Below are 20,936 nucleotides of genomic sequence, written 5' to 3' on the forward strand. Positions count from 1 at the left end.
TCGTCGTCATTGCGCATGGAAAGCCTCTCCTCGGATTACTGGCAAATACCCGAGGAAGTTTATCTTACCGTAAAGAAAAACCCCGCCGGATCGCTCCGGCGGGGCTTGAACTGACCACCGCGCAAGCGGTGGGGGCAGATGACTTAGCTGCCCTGCTTCTTCAGCGCGGCACCCAGGATGTCGCCCAGCGAAGCGCCGGAGTCGGTCGAGCCGTACTGGGCGACCGCTTCCTTCTCTTCGGCGATTTCCAGCGCCTTGATCGAGACCTGCAGCTTGCGGGTCTTCTTGTCGAAGGCGATGACGCGCGCGTCGACCTTCTGGCCGACGGTGAAGCGCTCGGGGCGCTGCTCGTCGCGGTCACGGCTCAGATCGGAGCGCTTGATGAAGGTCTCGATGCCGCTGTCGACCAGCCGCACTTCCAGACCGCCATCCTTGACGCCGATGACTTCGCAGGTGACGACCGCGTTCTTGCGCAGTTCGCCGCTCGTCGCTGCTTCGCCGACCGTATCCTTGGCCAGCTGCTTGATGCCGAGCGAGATGCGCTCCTTGTCGATGTCGACGTCGAGCACCTGCGCCTTGACCATGTCGCCGCGATTGTACTCTTCGATGACCTGCTCGCCCGGACGGGTCCAGTCGAGGTCGGAGAGATGGACCATGCCGTCCACATCGCCTTCGAGGCCGATGAACAGGCCGAACTCGGTCTTGTTCTTGACCTCGCCCTCGACCTGGCTGCCGACCGGATGGCTGCTGGCGAAAGCCTGCCACGGATTCTCGAGCGTCTGCTTGAGGCCGAGCGAGATGCGGCGCTTGGCCGGATCGACTTCGAGCACCACCACGTCGACTTCCTGGGTCGTCGACAGGATCTTGCCGGGATGCACGTTCTTCTTCGTCCACGACATTTCCGAAACGTGGATGAGGCCTTCGATGCCCGGCTCCAGCTCGACGAACGCGCCGTAGTCGGTGATGTTGGTGACGGTACCCTTGATCTTCTTGCCGATCGGGAACTTGGTGCCGATCTCGGACCACGGATCGCTCTCGAGCTGCTTCATGCCGAGCGAGATGCGGTGGGTTTCCTGGTTGATGCGGATAATCTGCACCTTGACCGTCTGACCGATGTTGAGGATTTCGGTCGGATGGTTGACGCGGCGCCATGCCATGTCGGTGACATGCAGCAGGCCGTCGATGCCGCCGAGGTCGACGAACGCACCGTAGTCGGTAATGTTCTTGACGACGCCTTCGACAACCTGGCCTTCTTCGAGGTTCTGCACGATTTCCGAACGCTGTTCGGCGCGGCTCTCCTCGAGCACGGTGCGGCGCGACACCACGATGTTGCCGCGGCGGCGATCCATCTTGAGGATCTCGAAGGGCTGCGGGTTGTGCATCAGCGGGGAGACGTCGCGGATCGGGCGGATATCGACCTGGCTGCGCGGCAGGAAGGCCACGGCGCCGTCGAGGTCGACGGTGAAGCCGCCCTTGACCTGGTTGAAGATGACGCCTTCAACGCGCTCACCCTTGGTGAACTTCTCTTCGAGACGGACCCAGCTCTCTTCGCGGCGGGCCTTCTCACGGCTGAGCATCGCTTCGCCAAGCGCGTTCTCGATGCGCTCGACATAGACTTCGACGGTGTCACCGACCTTGAGGGTGGTGTCCTTGCCCTTGACGCCGAATTCCTTCAGCGGCACGCGGCCTTCGACCTTGAGGCCGACGTCGATGATGGCCATGTCCTTTTCGATGGCCGTGATCGTGCCCTTGACGACCTGGCCTTCGCCGGAATGACCTGTGGTGAATGATTCTTCGAGCAGGCTCGCGAAATCATCGCGAGTGGGATTTGCAGCTGACATTGTTTCTCCTGGAATGCCCCGCTTCTGTCGCGGGACGGGCGCCGTGGGTTAGCGTTGCGTTGGCCTGCCGGCGTTCCGGGCTACAAAAGCCCTGGGCCGCTCTTTAAGCGGCAATTCCGGCGCATGAAGAATGCTGGCAGGCTGGTTCGTGCCCGATATGGGTATTTTCTTCGCCTCCGACAACGGAAACACGAGGGAAAAACCCGGCTCAGGCCTTGTCTCTCTTGGCCAGCACGTCGTCGATGATCGCCATGGCCGCAAGAAACGCGGCTTCTATAGCCATTTCGCTGGTATCAAGCAAGTGCGCGTCTGCCGCCGGCTTCAAGGGCGAGTCGGCGCGGCCCATGTCGCGCTCGTCGCGGCGCACGATATCGGCGAGGATCTCGGTGAAATCGGCGGTACCGCCGATGCTCTCGATCTCGGCCAGTCGCCGCCGCGCCCGCACCTCGGCGCTCGCCGTTACATAGAGTTTTATGTCGGCGTCGGGGCAGACGACGGTGCCGATGTCGCGGCCATCGAGCACGGCGCCCGGCGGCGTCGTGGCAAATGCGCGCTGCTTTTCGACCAGGATGCGCCGCACAGTCGGGAAAACCGCGACCTTCGAGGCCGCCTCGCCGACCGCATGCGCCGACAGCACCGACCGGTCGAGCTTGGCCAGATCGACCTGGCGTGCAGCGGTTTCGGCCGCCGAGACATTGTCGAGCGGCAGCGCGTGCTGGATCAGCGCGTAGGCCACCGCGCGATAGGTAAGGCCAGTGTCGAGCAGGTTCAGACGGTAATGGTCGGCAAGCCGCCGAGCCAGCGTGCCTTTTCCGGCTCCGGCCGGGCCGTCGATGGCGATGGTCAGGAGCCTCGTCATATGACGTCGTGACGCAAGCGCTTTGCGCCATTGTTGATCGAACTCGGCTGCCGTGATCTCCAGAGCTTCGAATTCTTTGTCCGAATTGATCTCTTCAACATCTGGAAAACCCTCGGTGGAGTTTGTTGTGCCGCCGATTTCAAGATCATCTGAGCCATCCGTGGCTTCGCTGCGAACGGCGAAACCGACCGACCCATCGGCATAGAACTCTATTGTTCGGTTCTGAAACTTATCGTCTGCGATCTCATACCAGAGATGAGACGGCTCCTCTGCCTTCTCATGCTTCCAATGAACGTAGACGTATTTCATACAATCTCCGCGCCCAGCCCCTTCATCAGCCCCATGAATTCCGGAAAACTGGTCGCGATCATCGCCTGGTCGTCGATGGTGACAGGCTTTTCCGTCGCCAGCCCCATGACCAGAAAGCTCATGGCGATGCGGTGGTCGAGATGGGTCTGCACCGTCGTGTCCTGGCCGTTGGGATGGCGGCCAAGGCCCTTTCCGCCCGGTTTGCCGCGCACGGCAAGGGAAGCCTCGCCCTCGGTGCAGTCGACGCCGTTGATCTTCAGCCCGTTGGCGACGGCCGACAGCCGGTCGGATTCCTTCACCCGCAGCTCTTCCAGCCCCTGCATCAGCGTTTCGCCCTCGGCGAAGCTGGCGGCAACCGCAAGCACGGGATATTCGTCGATCATCGACGGTGCCCGCTCGGGCGGCACGATGACGCCTTTCAACTCGGAGTAACGCACGCGCAGGTCGGCGACATCCTCGCCGCCGGCATTGCGCGGATTGAGGATCTCGATCTTGCCGCCCATTTCCTGCAGCGTCAAAAGCAGGCCGGTGCGGGTAGGGTTCATCAGCACGTTCTCGATGACGATGTCGGAGCCCGGCACGATCAGTGCGGCCACCAGCGGGAAGCCGGCCGAGGACGGGTCGCCCGGCACCGCGATCGTCTGGCCGGTCAGTCTGCACTGGCCTTCGATGAAGATGTGGCGCACGCCGCGCTCGTCGGTCTCGACCGACAGATTGGCGCCAAAGCCCTTCAGCATCTTTTCGGTATGGTCGCGCGTCATGACAGGTTCGATGACTGTGGTGATGCCCGGCGTGTTGAGACCGGCGAGCAGCACCGCCGACTTGACCTGCGCCGAGGCCATCGGCACCCGGTAGGTGATGGGTGCGGCGTGCTTCGGCCCATGCAGCGTGATCGGCATGCGGTCGCCGGGCGTCGCCTTCAGCACCTGAACGCCCATCTGGCGCAAGGGTTCGAGCACGCGGCCCATCGGCCGGCCCGACAGCGAGGCGTCGCCGATGAAGGTCGTTTCCATGTCATAGGTACCGACGAGGCCCATGGTCAGCCGCGAGCCGGTGCCGGCATTGCCGAAGTCGAGCGGGCCTTCCGGCTGCAGCAGCGCGCCATTGCCGGTGCCACGGATCACCCACTCGGCGCCGCGCTTCTCGATATGCGCACCCATCGCCTTCATGGCCGCGCCGGTGCGCATCACGTCCTCGCCTTCGAGCAGGCCGGTGATGCGGGTCTCGCCGGAGGCGAGGCCGCCAAACATGAAGGAGCGGTGCGAGATCGACTTGTCGCCCGGCACGCGGGCCGTGCCGGCAAGGGCTGGTGATTTGCGGGCGGTGGCCGACTTTGGGGCGGCGGCGTGAGACATGGAATTTCCCTGGACGGAATGCCGGCGGGCCGGCGCTTTTCATTTGTTGCGGCGGTCTCGTATCACGGCGGGCCGAAATGGTCATCCCCCATGGTCGTCCCCCATGGTCGTCCCCCATGGTCGTCATCGACGCGAGGCCTTTCATTGCATGGTTTTGTGACGCCGGCTTTTCGCTTTGACAGCGCTGCAAACTGTGGTTAAGGGGACCACTCTTTTATTGACGAGGCTTGCCGTGGCAAAAACCGAACTTGGCACAAAACGTATCGACCCGGAGACGGGTCGAAAATTCTACGACCTGAACAAGGACCCGATCGTCTCGCCCTACACCGGCAAGACCTATCCGCGTTCCTATTTCGAGGAAGGCAAGATCGCCGCCCTCGAGGAGGAAGAGGAAGTGGCCGAGAAGGAAGTGGACGCCGAGGACGAAGAGGGCGTTGAAGTCGTCTCGCTCGAAGAGGCCGACGAAGACGTCAAGGCCGACGATCTGCCGGATCTCGGCGACGACGAGGACGATGTCGACCTCGGCGACGACGAGGATGACACGTTCCTTGCCGACGAAGAGGAAGAAGACGACGACGTTGCCGACATGATCGGCGTCGGCGACGACGACGACGAGGTCTGATCGGCCTTGAAAGCAGGCGTTTGCCAGCTTTCGTGGCCTGTGAAGAAAAAGCCGCTCTCGAAGGCTTGATATTGACGAAAGGCGGGGTTAGAAGCCGCCTGCACTAACGGCGCGGTCTCCAACCCACGCCGGATCTCTTCGCCGGAAACGGCGCCGGTTGACTGCCGGAAGTGGGGCCATAGCTCAGTTGGGAGAGCGCTTGAATGGCATTCAAGAGGTCGTCGGTTCGATTCCGATTGGCTCCACCAAGTTCCCTCTAGGTCGTTGATTTTCCTGGAAGGCCTTTGATTTGAAGGCCTATTCTACGAACGTGGTCGAAGCACTTTCCTGAAGCCACCATTTTCGAAGCCGTTCGACCGGCTACCGAATGCGATGGATTGGGATGAAACCTTGCCCTTTCGAGCAGGCCGACCAATCGAGCAGCCGCGAGCGGGTATGTGGAGCGTTCGATTTCCTTCCCGCATGCGCTCATTTCGAGTAAAGCTATGACTGGGCGCCTTCCGATCGCGCGGGGACGGCGCTGTTAGGTGGCGGGCGTGACCGTGATCGGCTTTGATTGCAGCGTTTGCCATCTAGGATTGCGTGCTTCGAGGCTGGAACATGGAACACAGGCTCGCGGCGGTGCTGGCAGCCGACATGGCTGGATACTCTCGGCTCATGGAAGCCGACGAGAGGGGCACGCTTGCGCGGCTCAAAACGCACCGGATAGAACTTATTGATCCGGCAATCGCCAAGAACCAGGGCCACATCATCAAAACCACCGGTGACGGCATGCTGGTCGAGTTCCAGAGCGTGGCAGATGCCGTGCGCTGCGCGGCGGAGGTGCAGATCCGCATGCGCCGCCGCAACGCCGACGTGCCGGAAGCCGGACGCATTCAGTTCCGGATCGGCATCAATCTCGGCGACATCATCTTCGATGAGGGCGACATTTTTGGCGACGGCGTGAATGTCGCCGCCCGGCTGGAGCAGATGGCCGAAGTCGGCGGGGTGTGCGTCACCCAGGCCGTGTACGAACAGGTCTTCGATCGGCTCGAAATCAGGTTCGAGGACCTCGGCGAGAAGGCCCTGAAGAACATCTCTCGCCCGATACGGGTCTGGCGCGCGGTGCTGGACGATGCAGCCGATCCGCGAGCGGGGGACGGCTCGGCCCGGCACAGCGTGGTGAAGCCGTCGATTGCGGTCCTGCCATTCGCCAATATGAGCGGTGAATCCGAACAGGAATTTTTCGTTGATGGTCTGACCGAGGATATCATCACGGAACTTTCGCGCCGGCACGAGCTGTTCGTCATCTCGCGCAACTCCACCTTCGTCTACAAAGGGCAGTCGGTAAACCTCCGTGAAATCGCCCGGAAGCTGGGCGCGCAATTCCTGGTGGAGGGCAGCGTCCGCAAATCGGGCGGTCAGCTCAGGGTGACGGCGCAGCTGATCGATACTGCCACCGATGCGCACATCTGGGCCGAGCGATACGACCGCAAGCTCGACGATGTCTTCGCCATTCAGGACGAACTGACCGCAGCGATCGTGGCCACGCTGCCAGGCCGCGTCGAAGCCGCGCAGCAGGATGTCGTGGCGCGCAAAACACCTGCCAACATGGCAGCATACGAATGCGTGCTCGCGGCCAAGGTCCGCCACCATCGCAGCAGTCGAGCCGAGAATGAGGAGGCGCTGAAGCTGGTGACACGAGCGCTGGAACTCGACCCCGAATACGCGCATGCCCATGCCTGGCGGGGCTGCATCCTGGGGCAAGCTTGGGGCTACGGCTGGTGCGCCGATAAGGACGCCGCCTTCGACGAAGTCGTCCGTGAGCTTGAGTTGGCGCAGGCACTGGACAGCAACGATGCCGACGTCCAACGGATATTGGCGGCCATTAGCATCAGCCGCAACGATCTGACGAAGGCTCGGCACCACCAGGAGCGGGCTCTCGCACTCAATCCGAACTACGATCTCGTCGTGGTCCAGCACGGCGAGCTTTTGACTTGGCTCGGTCACCCCAAGGAAGGGGCCGACTGGATTCGCAAGGCGATGCGGTTGAACCCTCACCACCCAGAACGCTTCTGGAGCCATCTTGGGAAAGCTCACTTTACAGCCCGCGAATATCCCGAAGCAATCGAGGCCTTCATGCATCTGTCGAAGATGGATGCCAACCAACACGCCTTTGTCGCGGCGGCCTATCACTGGCTGGGCGATCGGACCGCTGCGTCCGCTCACCTCGCTCAAATAGACAAGGTCGATCCGGAATTCACCATTGATGCGTTGGTCTCTACCCTGCACTACGAGAACGAGGCGGATCTTCATCATCTGGTTGATGGACTGAAGTCTCCCGAAGCGGCGCAGGTGAAAGCATAGTCATCACCACTCGGCGAAGGAGCCGTCCTTGTGGCGCCAGATCGGATTGCGCCAGCGGTGGCCTTCCTTGGCGCGCTCCTTGACGTAGTCCTCGTCGATCTCGACGCCGAGGCCCGGGCCATCGGGAATGGCGACATAACCATCCTCGTAGCGGAAGACATCCTTGTTGGCGGCGTAGTCGAGCAAGTCGTTGGCGGCGTTGTAGTGGATGCCGAGGCTCTGCTCCTGGATGAAGCAGTTGTAGCTGACCGCATCGAGCTGCAGGCAGGCCGCAAGCGCGATCGGCCCGAGCGGGCAGTGCGGCGCCACCGCGACGTCATAGGCCTCGGCCATCGCCGCGATCTTGCGGCATTCGGTGATGCCGCCCGCATGCGAGAGGTCGGGCTGGATGATGTCGACGACACCTTCCTCGAACACCGACTTGAAGTCCCAGCGGCTGTAGAGCCGCTCGCCGAGCGCAATCGGCGTCGAGCCGAGGGCGGCGATCTCCTTCAGTGCCTCGCGGTTTTCGCTGAGCACCGGCTCCTCGATGAACATCAGCCTGTAGGGCTCCAACTCCTTGACCAGGATGCGAGCCATCGGCCGGTGCACGCGGCCGTGGAAATCGACGGCGATGCCGATGTTGGGGCCGACGGCCTCGCGCACCATGGCGACCCGCTCGACCGCGGCATCTATTCTGTCGTGGCTGTCGACGATCTGCAGTTCCTCGGTGCCGTTCATCTTGAGCGCCAGGAAGCCGCGCGCCACCACTTCCCGGGCACCGGCGGCGACCTCGGCCGGCCGGTCGCCGCCGATCCAGGAATAAACCTTGATACTGTCACGCAACTTGCCGCCGAGCAGTTCATGCACGGGCACGCCGAGCGCCTTGCCCTTGATGTCCCAAAGCGCCTGGTCGATGCCGGCAATGGCGCTCATCAGTATCGGCCCGCCACGGTAGAAGCCGCCGCGATGCATCACCGTCCAGTGGTCCTCGATCAGCCGCGGATCCTTGCCGATGAGATAATCGCCAAGCTCCTTGACCGCCGCCTCGACGGTCAGCGCCCGGCCTTCGACGACCGGCTCGCCCCAGCCGGTGACACCGGCATCGGTCTCGATCTTCAGGAACAGCCAGCGCGGCGGAACGATGTAGGTGGTGAGCGAGATGATTTTCATGCGCTGCCTCAGTTGTTCTTGAGTTTCTTGGCGCTGACGAGGTCGCGCGCCGCAAGGTCGAGGATCTTGTTTGCCGCGCCACGCGCCGCCTCGGCGTCGCGCATACGCAGCGCCTCGACCACCTCGCGGTGCGCCGCCACCGCTTCCAGGCGCCGTTCGAGCGAAATCGTCGCCGTCGCCTCCAGCGAGAATTTGAGACCTGTGTCGATCAGATTGCCGATCTGGCGAAAGATCGGGTTGTGGCTCGCGGCATAGACGATCTGGTGGAAAGCGATGTCGCTGCGCGAGAAAGCGGCGCGATCCTCGCCGGCGCCGGCCATGCCGCGCCATGCCGCCTCGAGATCGGCGATCTCCTGCAGTGTCGCGCGCGTCGCGGCAAGCTCGGCGACCAGCGGTTCGATGGCCCTGCGTGTTTCCAGGATGGCGTCGAAGAGCTTGTCGTCCAGCGCGTGCGGCGCGTGCCAGGCCAGCACCTGCGGGTCGATGATGTTCCAGTCGTCCTCGTTGCAGACGACGGTGCCGACGCGCGGCCGCGACAACACCAGCCCCTTGGCGGCCAGCACCTTCAGCGCCTCGCGGATGACGGTGCGGCTGACGCCGTACTCGACGCCAAGTTCGTTTTCGGTCGGCAAGGAGGACCCGGCCGGGTAGCGGCCGGAAAAGATGTCCGAGGCCATTGCCTTGGTCACATCGGGCATGACGCGCGGGCGACGGGTGGTCGCACTCTCCGGGGCCTTCTTCGAAATTTCGGTCACCTCAGCCCTCCTCCAAGGCGGCAAACCAGCCGGTTCGCACAACCGGCCCGGCATTAGCGGATGCAAACGGGTTGCGCCAGCGGTCGTTGGTCAGAGCATGTACATTAATTATCATACCAGATCAATTGACGAGTATGATAAAAGCGACTAGAAGCGCCGACACCCGGGCTGAGCGCCCGGCCTATCGCTGGGAGGTAATCATGCGACTTTTGAAGACCGCGCTCGTCGCGGGCGCGCTTGCCGTGCTGTCCGTCACGACGATCGCTTCTGCCTATGCTCAGGACACCAAGATCGGCTTCATCGTCAAACAGCCCGAGGAACCGTGGTTCCAGGACGAATGGAAATTTGCCGACCAGGCCGCCAAGGAAAAGGGCTTCACCCTCGTCAAGATCGGCGCCGAGGACGGTGAGAAGCTGATGTCGGCGATCGACAATCTCGGTGCCCAGGGCGCCCAGGGCTTCATCGTCTGCACGCCGGACGTGAAGCTCGGACCTGGCATCGTCGCCAAGGCCGCCGCCAACAATCTCAAGCTGATGACCGTCGACGACCGTCTGGTCGGTGCCGACGGCAAGGCGCTGGAAGGCGTGCCGCATATGGGCATCTCGGCCACCAAGATCGGCGAGGCCGTCGGCCAGGCGATCGTCGATGAAATGAAGGCGCGCGGCTGGAAGGCCGACGAGGTTGGCGCCATCCGCGTCTCCTATGACCAGCTGCCGACGGCGGTCGATCGCGTCGAAGGCGCCATCTCGGTGCTGAAGGCGAACGGCTTCAAGGCCGAGAACATCTTCGACGCCCCGCAGGCCAAGACCGACACGGAAGCCGCGCTGAATGCCGCGACGGTCGTGCTCAATGCGCACGCCGACATCAAGAAGTGGGTCTCCTTCGGCCTCAATGACGAAGCCGTGCTCGGCGCCGTGCGCGCCTCCGAAAGCGTCGGCATCCCGGCGGACGGCATGATCGGTGTCGGCATCGGCGGCGCGGATTCGGCGATCAACGAGTTCAAGAAGCCGGCCGCCACCGGCTTTGTCGGCACCGTGATCATCTCGCCGAAGCGCCATGGCTATGAGACGGCGCTCAACATGTACGACTGGGTTGCCAACAACAAGGAACCGGAGAAGCTGATCCTGACCTCCGGCGCACTGGCCAAGCGGGACGACTACCAGAAGGTCCGCCAGGGCCTCGGCATCGAATAATCCTCCCTGTACAAACAGGCGGCGGCTCATCCCGCCGCCAGTTTGTCATGGCACAACAAGGATCGACGCCTGTGTCCTTTCTCGACTTCTCGCGCATCACCAAGACCTATCCGGGCGTCAAGGCACTGTCGGACGTCTCTTTCGGCGTCGACAAGGGCGTCGTGCATGGCCTGATGGGCGAGAACGGCGCGGGCAAATCCACTCTGATCAAGATCCTGTCCGGCGACCAGCATGCCGACGCGGGTGAGATCAGCATCGACGGCAAGGTCCAGGCCTATGCCTCGACCCGGGACGCCTTCGACAATGGCGTCATCGTCATCCACCAGGAACTGCAGCTCGTTCCCGAGCTCTCCGTTGCCGAAAACCTCAGCCTCGGCCGCTTTCCCGCCAGCGCCGGCATCATTGCGCGCACCAGGATGCTTGACGACGTCGGCGCCAAGCTGAAATCGGCCGGCATCGACATCGACATGCGCCGCAAGGTCAAGACGCTGTCGATCGGCGAGCGCCAGATGGTCGAGATCGCCAAGGCGATCATGCTCGACGCGCGCGTCATCGCGCTGGACGAGCCGACCTCGTCGCTGTCGTCGCGCGAAAGCGAAATCCTGTTTGCCCTGATCGATCGGCTGCGCGGCGAGGGCAAGGTCATCATCTACGTGTCGCACCGATTAGACGAAGTGTTCAGGCTTTGCGACAGCCTGACCGTGCTGCGCGACGGCAAGCTGGCGGCGCACCACATTTCGCTCAAGGACGTCACCCGCGATCAGGTCGTCGCCGAAATGGTCGGCCGCGAAATTTCGGACATCTGGGGTTTTCGCCCGCGCAAGGCAGGCGATATCAGACTGAAGGTCGAGGCCCTGTCAGGAGCAAAGCTGACGACGCCGGCCAGCTTCGAGGCCCGCGCCGGCGAGATCGTCGGCTTCTTCGGCCTGATCGGCGCCGGCCGCTCGGAACTGATGCGGCTGGTCTTTGGCGCCGATCCGCGCTCGGGCGGCGCCATCACCGTCGACAGCAAGGTGGTGCACGCCACCGATCCGCATGGCGCGATCCGGGCCGGAATTGTGCTGTGCTCGGAAGATCGCAAGCATGACGGCATCATCCAGGGCCGCTCGATCGAGGAGAACATCAACATCTCGTCGCGCCGCCATCACACACGCTTTGGCGTGCTGAACCGGGCCAGCGAGACCGCGACCGCCGAAACCTTCATCAAGAAACTCAAGGTGCGCACACCGTCGCGCAAGCAGGACATCATCAACCTCTCCGGCGGCAACCAGCAGAAGGTCATCCTTGGCCGCTGGCTGTCCGAGCAGGGCGTGCGGGTGCTCATCGTCGACGAACCGACTCGTGGCATCGACGTCGGCGCCAAATCGGAAATCTACGAACTGCTCTACCAGCTTGCCGAGGACGGCATGGCGATCGTCGTCGTCTCGTCCGAACTGCCGGAGGTGATGGGCATCTGCGACCGCGTCCTGGTGATGTGCGGCGGGCGCATCAGCGCCGAACTCACCCGCCACCAGTTCGCCGAGAAGGCGATCCTGGCCGCCGCCCTTCCCGACAAGAAAACCCCCGACGCGATCGCATCCTGAGGACCCCCGCCATGACCGACCGGTTGAAGAAGATCCTGCTCGGCGAACAGGGCCTTGTCGTCATTTTCATCGTTGCCTTCGCGCTGGTGTCGGCTCTGGTGCCGAACTTCCTCACCGATCGCAACATGCTCGGACTGCTGCAGTCGGTGGTCACCGTCGGCATCGTCGCCTGCACCATGATGTTCTGCCTCGCGGCGCGGGACTTCGACCTGTCGGTCGGCTCCATAGTCGCCTTTGCCGGCATGGTCGCGGTGATGGCGTCGAACGCCACCGGTTCGATCCTGCTCGGCCTTCTGGCGGCAATCGCTTGCGGCGCCTTCGTCGGTTTCATCAACGGCGTCGTCATCGCCAAATTTCGCATCAACGCGCTGATCACCACGCTGGCCACCATGCAGATCGTGCGCGGCCTTGCGCTGATCGCGTCCGACGGCCGCGCCGTCGGCATCAACAGTCCGGATTTCTACCAGCTGGCGCTGTCGAAACTGCTCGGCATACCGACGCCGATCTGGGTGCTGGCCGTTCTCTTCGGCATCTTCGGCTTCGTCCTCAACCGCACCGTCTTCGGCAAGAACACGCTGGCCATCGGCGGCAATCCGGAGGCCTCGCGACTGGCCGGCGTCAATGTCGATCGGACGCGCATCTGGATCTTTACGCTTCAGGGCGTCGTCTGCGGCATCGCCGGCATCCTGCTCGCGTCGCGCATCACCTCCGGCCAGCCCAACGCGGCGGTCGGGCTTGAGCTTTCGGTCATCTCGGCCTGCGTGCTCGGTGGCGTCTCGCTCGCCGGCGGCCGCGCCACAATGTCGGGCGTCATCGTCGGCGTGCTGATCATGGGCATCGCCGAAAACGCCATGAACCTGCTCAACATCCCGGCCTTCTACCAGTACATCGTGCGCGGCGTTATCTTGCTCCTGGCGGTGCTGCTCGACAATCTGCGCTCGTCGGCACTGGGCCGGCGTTGAGCGTCTTCGACTGGAGCAACAAAAATGGCTGAGCGCCTGTCCGGCAAACGCATCTTCCTGACAGGGGCCGCGCAGGGCATCGGGCTCGCCATTGCCGAAGCCTGTTTGGCCGAGGGAGCAAGACTGTTCCTCGTCGACCGCGACGGTGCATTGCTGGACAAGACTGTCGCTGGCCTCGCCGCACCCCAAGGCTATGTCGGGCATACCGCAGCCGACATCAGCGATTGGGCGGCGATTGCCGCGGCCGTCAGCTGGGCGAACGATGAAATCGGCCCCGTCAACGCGCTGATCAACAATGCCGGGGTCAATGTGTTTTCGACGCCGCTCGACACCAGCGAGGCGGAGTGGAACCGCAATTTCGACGTCAACGTCAAGGGCGCCTGGAATTGCAGCAAGGCAGTCTTGCCGGGTATGATCGCAAGCGGCGGCGGCGCCATCCTCAACATCGCCTCGACGCACAGCTTCACCATCATTCCGCATACCTTCCCTTATCCCGTCGCCAAGCATGCGCTGCTCGGCCTGACCAAATCGCTGGCACTGGAATATGCGGGGCAGGGCGTGCGCGTGAACGCGCTGGCGCCAGGCTATGTCGAGACGCAGAAAGCCATCGACTACTGGAACAGTTTTCCTGACCCGGCTGCGGCGCGCGCCAACACCATGGCGCTGCATCCCGGCGGCCGCATCGCGTCGACGCGCGAGATCGCGCTTGCCGCGGTGTTCATGATTTCCGACGAGTGCCCGTTCATGAACGCAGCCAGTCTCGTCGTCGATGGCGGGCTGAGCCAGCTGCAGCATCCAGCCTGATCATAGCCAAGAGACGATCGCAGCACGGGTTCGGCGGTTTGGGCAAGGGTTGAACCGGGTTGGCGCCCCCATCCGGAGAGAGAATTTCTAATCACCGTCGCGGATTTAGAATAAACTAACTCTACAGAATTTATAGAATAAGCAATCTGCACTGGCGATCTGGTTTCCACCTGGACAGGACCACGCCATGCCCACCCTTCTGCGCTCGCCCTCAATTCCGTCTGGCATGACCGGCCAACGTCGTCGGACTTCAGGAGGCAGGCGATGACACGGGACATCCCTGACCGCATCAAGGTGCTGTGGTTCCTGCCGACGCATGGCGACAGCCGCTATCTCGGCACATCGGAAGGCGGCAGGGCCGTCGACCTGCCCTACCTGACGCAAGTGGCAAAGGCAGCCGACACGCTGGGATACTACGGCGTGCTGTTGCCGACTGGCCGGGCCTGCGAGGATTCCTGGGTGATCGCCTCGGCGCTGGTGCCGCTGACCGAGCGCCTGCGTTTCCTCGTCGCCGTGCGGCCCGGCCTGCAGTCGCCGACGCTCGCCGCGCGCATGACGGCGACGCTCGATCGCATCTCCAACGGTCGTCTGCTGATCAACGTCGTCACCGGCGGTGACCCGCTGGAGAACAAGGGTGACGGCATTTTCCTGTCGCATGCCGAGCGCTACGAGGTGACGCAGGAATTCCTTCAGATCTACAAGCGCGTGCTGAGCGGCGAGACGGTCGAGCACGAGGGCAAGCATTTCCGCATTGAGGACGGCCGGCTGCTGTTTCCGCCGGTGCAGACGCCTCACCCGCCGCTCTATTTCGGCGGTTCGTCCGACGCCGGATCCGTGGTGGCGGCACAGGAGATCGACAAATACCTGACCTGGGGCGAGCCGCCCGCCGATGTCGAGCGCAAGCTGGACGGCGTGCGTGAACTCGCCGAGAAGGCCGGCCGCAAGCTCTCCTTCGGCATCCGCCTGCATGTCATCGCGCGCGAGACGACAGAACAGGCCTGGGCCGCGGCGGACAGCCTGATCAGCCGGCTCGACGATGCGACGATCGCCTCGGCGCAAAAAGTCTTTGCCCGCATGGATTCGGTCGGTCAGGCGCGGATGAGCGCACTGCACGGCGGTAACCGCGCCAAGCTCGAGATCGCGCCCAATCTGTGGGCCGGCGTCGGCCTGGTGCGCGGCGGCGCCGGCACGGCGCTTGTCGGCGACCCCGACACAATTGCCGAACGCATCGACGAATACCGCCGCCTCGGCATCGATACCTTCATCCTGTCCGGCTATCCGCATCTCGAGGAAGCCTATCGCTTCGGCGAGCTGGTGCTGCCGAAACTGCCGACCGATCATCTGGTGAAGGCCGCCGGCTCGTCGGTCAACACCGGCCCGTTCGGCGAGACCATTGCCGGCGACCACCGGCCGAAGTCACTCGCCAGCGCCTCGTGAACGCGCTCCCCCCGACCCGTCGGTTGCGCGTCGCCATCATTGGCGGCGGCTTTTCCGGCGCCGCGGTGGCCTGGCACCTGGCGCGGGCATCTCGGCCGGAGCGCCTGCCGATTTCCGTGATCGAGCCGAGACCGGCGCTCGGCGGCGGCCTGGCCTATTCCAGCGAGGAGCCGGCACACCGGGTCAATGTCCCAGCGGTCAGGATGAGCATGGCTCCCGATGATCCGCAGCATTTTGCGCGCTGGTTGAGCCGTGATGGCGAACTCGAGCGCGATCCGGACGCCATCTGGAAGAATGGCGATGTCTATCCGAGTCGGCGCGTGTTCGGCCGCTACGTCGCCGAGCACCTCGCACCCTGGCTCGGTTCGGGCGCGGTGCATCATGTCGGCGGTCTCGCCACACATGTGGCACGTGACGCGGATGGCAGGGGCTGGACCATGCACACCTCGGACGGGCCGGTCGCCGCCGACATCGTCGTCCTGGCGGCGACGCATCCGCTGCCCAATATTCCCGCCGCGCTGGCCTCGCTGGCGGAAGCGCCTGGCTTCATCACCGATCCGTACGCTCCTGCAGCGCTTGCTGGAATCGGGCGGCAGGCGTCGGTGCTGATCGTCGGCTCCGGACTGACCTCGGCCGACATGGTTGCCGAACTCGATCGCCGTGGGCATCGCGGCCGCATCCTGGCGCTGTCTCGCCGCGGGCTGCGCTCGCGCGGCCACCCGGCCATCAGGGGTGAGCCCTTCGGCGACTTTGCCTCCGTGCCGGCCACAACGGCGCTGCGGCTGCTCAAAACCATCCGTGCGACGCTGGCAGCCGCGCACGCGGCCAATGTCAACTGGCAGTCCGTCTTCGACCAGCTGCGCCAGCAGGGGCCGGTGCTGTGGGCCGCACTTGCGCCGCCTGAGCGGGCAAGGCTGGTCCGCCAGTTGCGCGTGTTCTGGGACGTGCATCGCTTCAGGATCGCACCACAGGTCGCGGCCGTGCTCGACCGCCGCCATACAGCCGGCACATTCGACAATATTGCTGCCAGGCTTGTCGCATCGAACCATGAGGACGACAGCCTGGCGGTCAGCTTTCAGCGGCGTGGGCAGACGCGGATCGAGACGGCCCGCTTCGATGCCGTCATCAACACCACCGGTCCGGCGCATGGGCAGGCGCTGCAGCTTAACCCGGCATTGCGCTCGCTGACCGACGCAGGGCTGATCAGAGCCGACGCCTACGGACTGGGGATCGAGACAAACCGCGACAGCCGCGCCGTCGGCCGGGACGGCAGGGCGGTCACGACGCTCTTTGTCGCCGGGCCGTTGGCACGCGGGACTTTCGGCGAACTCATGGGCCTGCCGGAGGTTGCCCGCCATGCCCAGGCGGTCGCGGCCGAGATTGCAAAGCTGCTCGACACGCCAGCCGAGGCCGTCGGCGCCACTGCCGAACACGTTCGGGTCGCGGGCTGACAATCGAAGCCGGGTTGGCCGGGCAAAATTGGTATTTCCGTCCCGAGAGGGCCCCAAAAACGGAAAATCCTTCTTTGTATATATATTCTATAAACATAATAAATATTGGCGAAAACCGGCTGCGGTCGGATCGATCAACGACACCGCCTGAAGGGGAGACAGTTCATGGCACACGCTGAGACCGACGCGATCAAATTCGCCTACTGGGTGCCTAATGTTTCGGGCGGCCTGGTGATCTCCAACATCGAGCAGCGCACCAACCATTCGGCCGAGTACAATCGCAAGCTGGCGCAGATCGCCGAGAAGGCCGGCTTCGACTACGCGCTCAGCCAGATCCGTTTCACCGCCGGCTACGGCGCCGACGAGCAGCATGAATCGGTGGCGTTCAGCCATGATCTGCTTGCGGCCACCACAACGCTCAAGGTCATCGCGGCGATCCTGCCCGGACCGTGGAATCCGGCGCTGGCGGCCAAGCAGATCGCCACCATCAGCTACCTGACCAACGGCCGCGTCGCCATCAACCTCGTTTCCGGCTGGTTTCGTGGCGAGTTCCACGCCATCGGCGAGCATTGGCTCGACCATGACGAGCGCTATCGCCGCTCGGAGGAGTTCATCCGTTCGCTGCGCGGAATATGGACGCAGGACAGCTTCACCTTCCGTGGCGATTTCTATCGCTTCAACGAATATTCGCTGAAGCCGAAGCCGCCGCATCCGCTACCCGAAATCTTCCAGGGTGGGTCGTCGCGCGCAGCGCGAGACATGGCATCGCGCGTTTCGGACTGGTACTTCACCAACGGCAACACGCCGACCGAGATCGCCAAACAGGTGGATGACATCCAGGCCAAGGCAAAGGCCAACAACCATTCCGTCAAGGTCGGCGTCAATGCCTTCGCCATCGTCCGCGAGACCGAGGACGAGGCCAAGGCGGTGCTCGCCGAAATCATCGCCAAGGCCAATCCCGAGGCGGTCAACGCCTTTGGCCATGAGGTCAAGAATGCCGGCAAGGCCTCGCCGGAAGGCGAGGGCAATTGGGCGAAATCGTCCTTCGACGATCTGGTCCAGTACAATGACGGCTTCCGCTCGAACCTGATCGGCACGCCTAGGCAGGTCGCCGAGCGTATCGTCGACCTGAAGCGCGCCGGCGCCGATCTCATCCTGCTCGGCTTCCTGCACTTCCAGGAAGAGGTCGAGTATTTCGGCAAGCATGTCATTCCGCTCGTCCGCGAGCTGGAAGACAGCGAGGCGGCGGCCTCGCTGGCGGCGGAATAGCCACCCTGAAAGGTCGGCCGGACAGGCTCCGGCCAACCCACGAATGAAGCTTGCCCTGCGCGCTCGATCCTTCGAGCGGCAACGAGGATTTGCGCGCCTGAGGGTGCAATGAGGACGATTGGAATGCCGTTGCCAAGTTATGCCCTCGGAGTGATGGAGGCTTCGGTCTATGCGCCGGAAGTCTTGGCGCGCGGCCTGCCGTCAGCTCTGCCGCCAGCGCAGCCATCCGAAGGCCGCGCCGAGCCCACCGGGCTTGCCGCGCAAGCCGCTCCGCTGCTTTCGCTTCAGGGCATCGGCCTGTCGTTTGGCGGCGTCGTCGCGCTGGCCGATATCGACCTGTCGGTCCATCCCGGCGAGATCCGCGCCATCATCGGCCCGAACGGCGCCGGCAAGAGCTCGCTGATCAACGTTATCAGCGGCGTCTATCGGCCGGATCGCGGTCATGTCCTGCTCGATGGTGTCGGCTATGCCCAGGTCCCGACGCAGCGGCTGGCGCATCTCGGCGTCGCCAGGACCTTCCAGAACCTTGCCCTGTTCAAGGGTCTCAGCGTCCTCGACAATGTCGCCTCAGGCCTTGCCTACAAGGTCCGCTCCAACTTTGCCGGCCAGGTGCTCGGCATCGGACGCTCGCGCGGCGAGCAGCGCGACACTCTGAGCCGCGCCGATCAGATCCTCCAATTCCTCGACCTCAGCCCCGTTCGCGATCGCCTTGTCGGCACCTTGCCTTACGGACTGCAGAAGCGGGTCGAACTTGCCCGCGCGCTGGTCGCGCAACCGCGCCTGCTTTTGCTCGACGAGCCGATGGCCGGCATGACCGCGAGCGAAAAGGGCGAGATGGCGGGCTTCGTGCGTGCCGCGCGCGACCGCTTCGCCACCACCGTGGTGCTGATCGAGCATGATGTCGGCGTCGTCATGGGTCTGTCCGACCGCATCGCCGTTCTCGACTACGGCCGCAAGATCGCCGACGCCACGCCCGACGAAGTCAGGAACGACCAGCGCGTCATCGATGCCTATCTCGGCGTCGCCTCGGACAATGAGGACGGGGCAGGCATATGATCGCCGACTTCGACTACCAGTTCTTCATCGAAGTGCTCGTCGGCGGCCTGCTCTCCGGCGTCATGTACTCGCTGGTCGCCATCGGCTTCGTGCTGATCTACAAGACCTCAGGCGTGCTCAATTTCGCGCAAGGCGCGCTGCTCTTGTTCGCCGCACTGACCTTCGTCAGCCTTGTCGAGCGCGGCGTCCCATTCGCGCTGGCGCTGGTGGTCACCTTCGCCATCATGGTGGCGATCGGCATCGCCATCGAGCGCACGGTGCTGCGGCCGCTCACCAACAAGCCGCCGATCACGCTGTTCATGGCGACGCTCGGCCTGTCCTATATCATCGAGGGCGCCGCCCAGCTGATCTGGGGCACGCAGGTCCACGGCCTCGATCTCGGCATCGAGGACGTGCCGCTGGAAATCGGCGGCGTGCTGATCAGCCAGTTCGATATCTTCGCCGCCGTGGTGGCCGCCGGCATGGTTCTCCTGCTGTCGTTGTTCTTCCGCTACACCCGCATCGGCCTCAGCTTTCGCGCTGTCGCCGACGACCAGTTCGCGGCCCTCGCGGTTGGCCTGCGCCTGCCCTTGATCTGGGCGACCGTTTGGGCGGCGGCCGGGCTTGTCGCGCTGGTGGCAGGCTTGCTCTGGGGGGCACGCCTTGGCGTGCAGTTCTCGCTGTCCCTGGTGGTGCTCAAGGCGCTGCCGGTGCTGGTGCTCGGCGGCTTCGATTCCATCCTCGGCGCCATCGTCGGTGGATTGCTGATCGGCGCCAGCGAAAAGCTCGCCGAGGTCTATATCGGCGACTATTTCGGCGGCGGCATCGAGAGCTGGTTCGCCTATGTCGTCGCGCTCGTCTTCCTCCTGATCCGTCCTTCCGGCCTGTTCGGCCAGAAGCTCGTCGAAAGGATCTGAGCCATGACCGCGATATCAGGCCATTTCTCCTCCGCGCCGGTGCTGCCGAAATGGATCGCACCCGTCCTGCTGATCGCCTTCGCCTATGGCGTCGTGCCGCTGATCGGCTCGAGCTACCTGTTCGAGGCCATCCTGCTGCCGTTCCTGGCGCTCAGCCTCGCCGGCGTGGGCTTGAACATCCTGACCGGCTATGCCGGCCAGGTTTCGCTGGGCAGTGCCGCCTTCATGGCGGCGGGCGCCTTCGCCGCCTATAATTTCAACTTGCGGGTCGAGGGCCTGCCGCTGATCGGCAGCATTGTCCTGGCCGGTTTCGTCGCGGCCGCGATCGGCATCGTCTTCGGCTTGCCCAGCTTGCGGCTGAAGGGCTTCTATCTCGCGGTTTCGACGCTTGCCGCGCAGTTCTTCGTGCAATGGGCGCTGACCAAGTTCAGCTGGTTCTCCAACGACTCGGCGTCCGGCGTCATCGATGCGCCAAGACTTTCAATAGCCGGCTTTGCTCTCGACGGCGCCGTCGGCCGTTATCTCTTTGCGCTGACCATCGTCGCCATCGTGACCTTCCTTGCATACCGGCTGGTGTCGTCGCAGACCGGGCGCAACTTCATCGCCATCCGCGACAATGAAACTGCCGCCCGCATCATCGGCATCCCGGTCCTGAAGACCAAGCTTCTGGCCTTCGCCATCTCGTCCTTCATCATCGGCGTCGCAGGCGTCATCTGGGCCTTCGCCTATCTGCGGACCGTCGAGCCGGACGGTTTCGACCTCGATCGGTCGTTCCAGATCCTGTTCATCATCATCATCGGCGGCCTGGCCTCGATCCGCGGCGCCTTTTTCGGCGCCGCCCTCATCGTCGTCTTTCCGCTCGCTTTGTCTCGCCTCGGCGGTCTTCTGCTCGGCGATGTCTTTGACTCGGGCGTCCTCGACATGAGCCAGCGCATCGTGCTCGGCGCCCTCATCATCCTGTTTCTGATCCTCGAACCCGACGGGCTGGTGGCGCTGTGGGACAGGATCCGAAGACGGCTCCTGTTCGCCTGGCAGTCGACTTGAGC

The 20,936-nt window shown here is 63.8% G+C and carries 17 protein-coding genes, 1 tRNA gene and 1 pseudogene; 13 read left to right on the forward strand and 6 right to left on the reverse strand.

Going from position 1 to position 20,936, the window contains the following annotated elements:
• Positions 1-143: 143 nt before the first annotated feature.
• From rpsA to aroA, 4 genes and pseudogenes are all read right to left on the reverse strand, one after another.
• Entirely contained in the window at positions 144-1,841 is a 1,698-nt protein-coding gene (rpsA, locus tag HNQ71_RS14565) for a 30S ribosomal protein S1 (protein WP_013528183.1), read from the reverse strand.
• Between the two features lie 208 nt (positions 1,842-2,049).
• Positions 2,050-2,700 carry a (d)CMP kinase gene (gene cmk, locus HNQ71_RS14570; protein WP_184873210.1) on the reverse strand — a complete coding sequence of 217 codons (651 nt, stop codon included), beginning with the start codon at positions 2,698-2,700 and terminating at the stop codon, positions 2,050-2,052.
• 30 nt (positions 2,701-2,730) lie between these two features.
• Positions 2,731-3,009, reverse strand: a pseudogene (locus tag HNQ71_RS35820) (DUF6881 domain-containing protein); the annotation flags it as partial.
• Positions 3,006-4,364 carry a 3-phosphoshikimate 1-carboxyvinyltransferase gene (aroA, locus tag HNQ71_RS14575; protein ID WP_184873211.1) on the reverse strand — a complete coding sequence of 453 codons (1,359 nt, stop codon included), beginning with the start codon at positions 4,362-4,364 and terminating at the stop codon, positions 3,006-3,008. The pseudogene HNQ71_RS35820 and the gene aroA, both read right to left, overlap by 4 nt.
• A 232-nt stretch (positions 4,365-4,596) precedes the next feature.
• Between aroA and HNQ71_RS14580 the strand changes: the two genes are divergently transcribed.
• From HNQ71_RS14580 to HNQ71_RS14590, 3 genes are all read left to right on the forward strand, one after another.
• Positions 4,597-4,986 carry a TIGR02300 family protein gene (locus HNQ71_RS14580; RefSeq protein ID WP_091581070.1) on the forward strand — a complete coding sequence of 130 codons (390 nt, stop codon included), beginning with the start codon at positions 4,597-4,599 and terminating at the stop codon, positions 4,984-4,986.
• A gap of 172 nt (positions 4,987-5,158) precedes the next feature.
• A tRNA-Ala gene (locus HNQ71_RS14585) sits at positions 5,159-5,234 on the forward strand.
• A 352-nt stretch (positions 5,235-5,586) separates the two neighbouring features.
• The gene (locus HNQ71_RS14590; protein ID WP_184873212.1) at positions 5,587-7,332 is read left to right on the forward strand and encodes an adenylate/guanylate cyclase domain-containing protein; all 1,746 of its coding nucleotides are present in this window, start codon (positions 5,587-5,589) and stop codon (positions 7,330-7,332) included.
• A gap of 3 nt (positions 7,333-7,335) precedes the next feature.
• Here the strand turns inward: HNQ71_RS14590 and dgoD are convergent, their stop codons facing one another.
• On the reverse strand, positions 7,336-8,484 hold the full coding sequence (gene dgoD, locus HNQ71_RS14595) for a galactonate dehydratase (RefSeq protein WP_111544911.1): 1,149 nt from the start codon (positions 8,482-8,484) through the stop codon (positions 7,336-7,338).
• A gap of 8 nt (positions 8,485-8,492) precedes the next feature.
• The gene (locus tag HNQ71_RS14600; protein WP_210333926.1) at positions 8,493-9,182 is read right to left on the reverse strand and encodes a FadR/GntR family transcriptional regulator; all 690 of its coding nucleotides are present in this window, start codon (positions 9,180-9,182) and stop codon (positions 8,493-8,495) included.
• Between the two features lie 257 nt (positions 9,183-9,439).
• Here HNQ71_RS14600 and HNQ71_RS14605 point away from each other — a divergent pair, with 257 nt between their 5' ends.
• The 10 genes from HNQ71_RS14605 (at position 9,440) to HNQ71_RS14650 (ending at position 20,934) form a co-directional block, all read left to right on the forward strand.
• Complete coding sequence (locus HNQ71_RS14605) at positions 9,440-10,432, forward strand: arabinose ABC transporter substrate-binding protein (RefSeq protein ID WP_184873214.1); 993 nt, start codon at positions 9,440-9,442, stop codon at positions 10,430-10,432.
• Positions 10,433-10,503: 71 nt separating this feature from the next.
• Positions 10,504-12,015 (forward strand): L-arabinose ABC transporter ATP-binding protein AraG, encoded by a 1,512-nt coding sequence (gene araG / locus HNQ71_RS14610; RefSeq protein WP_343068166.1) that lies wholly within the window; start codon positions 10,504-10,506, stop codon positions 12,013-12,015.
• A gap of 11 nt (positions 12,016-12,026) precedes the next feature.
• Entirely contained in the window at positions 12,027-12,977 is a 951-nt protein-coding gene (araH, locus tag HNQ71_RS14615; protein WP_184873216.1) for an L-arabinose ABC transporter permease AraH, read from the forward strand.
• A gap of 24 nt (positions 12,978-13,001) precedes the next feature.
• On the forward strand, positions 13,002-13,781 hold the full coding sequence (locus HNQ71_RS14620) for an SDR family oxidoreductase (protein WP_184873217.1): 780 nt from the start codon (positions 13,002-13,004) through the stop codon (positions 13,779-13,781).
• 264 nt (positions 13,782-14,045) lie between these two features.
• A complete protein-coding gene (gene ssuD / locus HNQ71_RS14625; protein WP_184873218.1) occupies positions 14,046-15,218 on the forward strand; it encodes an FMNH2-dependent alkanesulfonate monooxygenase in 1,173 nt (390 codons plus the stop codon).
• Positions 15,215-16,669 (forward strand): FAD/NAD(P)-binding protein, encoded by a 1,455-nt coding sequence (locus HNQ71_RS14630; RefSeq protein WP_184873219.1) that lies wholly within the window; start codon positions 15,215-15,217, stop codon positions 16,667-16,669. The genes ssuD and HNQ71_RS14630 overlap by 4 nt, the downstream gene beginning before the upstream one ends.
• A gap of 165 nt (positions 16,670-16,834) precedes the next feature.
• Complete coding sequence (sfnG, locus tag HNQ71_RS14635) at positions 16,835-17,938, forward strand: dimethylsulfone monooxygenase SfnG (protein ID WP_184873220.1); 1,104 nt, start codon at positions 16,835-16,837, stop codon at positions 17,936-17,938.
• A 123-nt stretch (positions 17,939-18,061) separates the two neighbouring features.
• Positions 18,062-18,994: an ABC transporter ATP-binding protein gene (locus HNQ71_RS14640; protein ID WP_184873221.1), complete on the forward strand. Its 933-nt coding sequence runs from the start codon at positions 18,062-18,064 to the stop codon at positions 18,992-18,994.
• On the forward strand, positions 18,991-19,890 hold the full coding sequence (locus HNQ71_RS14645; protein WP_184873222.1) for a branched-chain amino acid ABC transporter permease: 900 nt from the start codon (positions 18,991-18,993) through the stop codon (positions 19,888-19,890). Before HNQ71_RS14640 ends, HNQ71_RS14645 begins: the two co-directional genes overlap by 4 nt.
• 3 nt (positions 19,891-19,893) lie before the next feature.
• A complete protein-coding gene (locus HNQ71_RS14650; protein WP_184873223.1) occupies positions 19,894-20,934 on the forward strand; it encodes a branched-chain amino acid ABC transporter permease in 1,041 nt (346 codons plus the stop codon).
• Positions 20,935-20,936: the final 2 nt, after the last annotated feature.

It is taken from the genome of Mesorhizobium sangaii (assembly GCF_014207355.1).
In the GTDB taxonomy this organism is placed as follows: Bacteria; Pseudomonadota; Alphaproteobacteria; order Rhizobiales; family Rhizobiaceae; genus Mesorhizobium; species Mesorhizobium sangaii.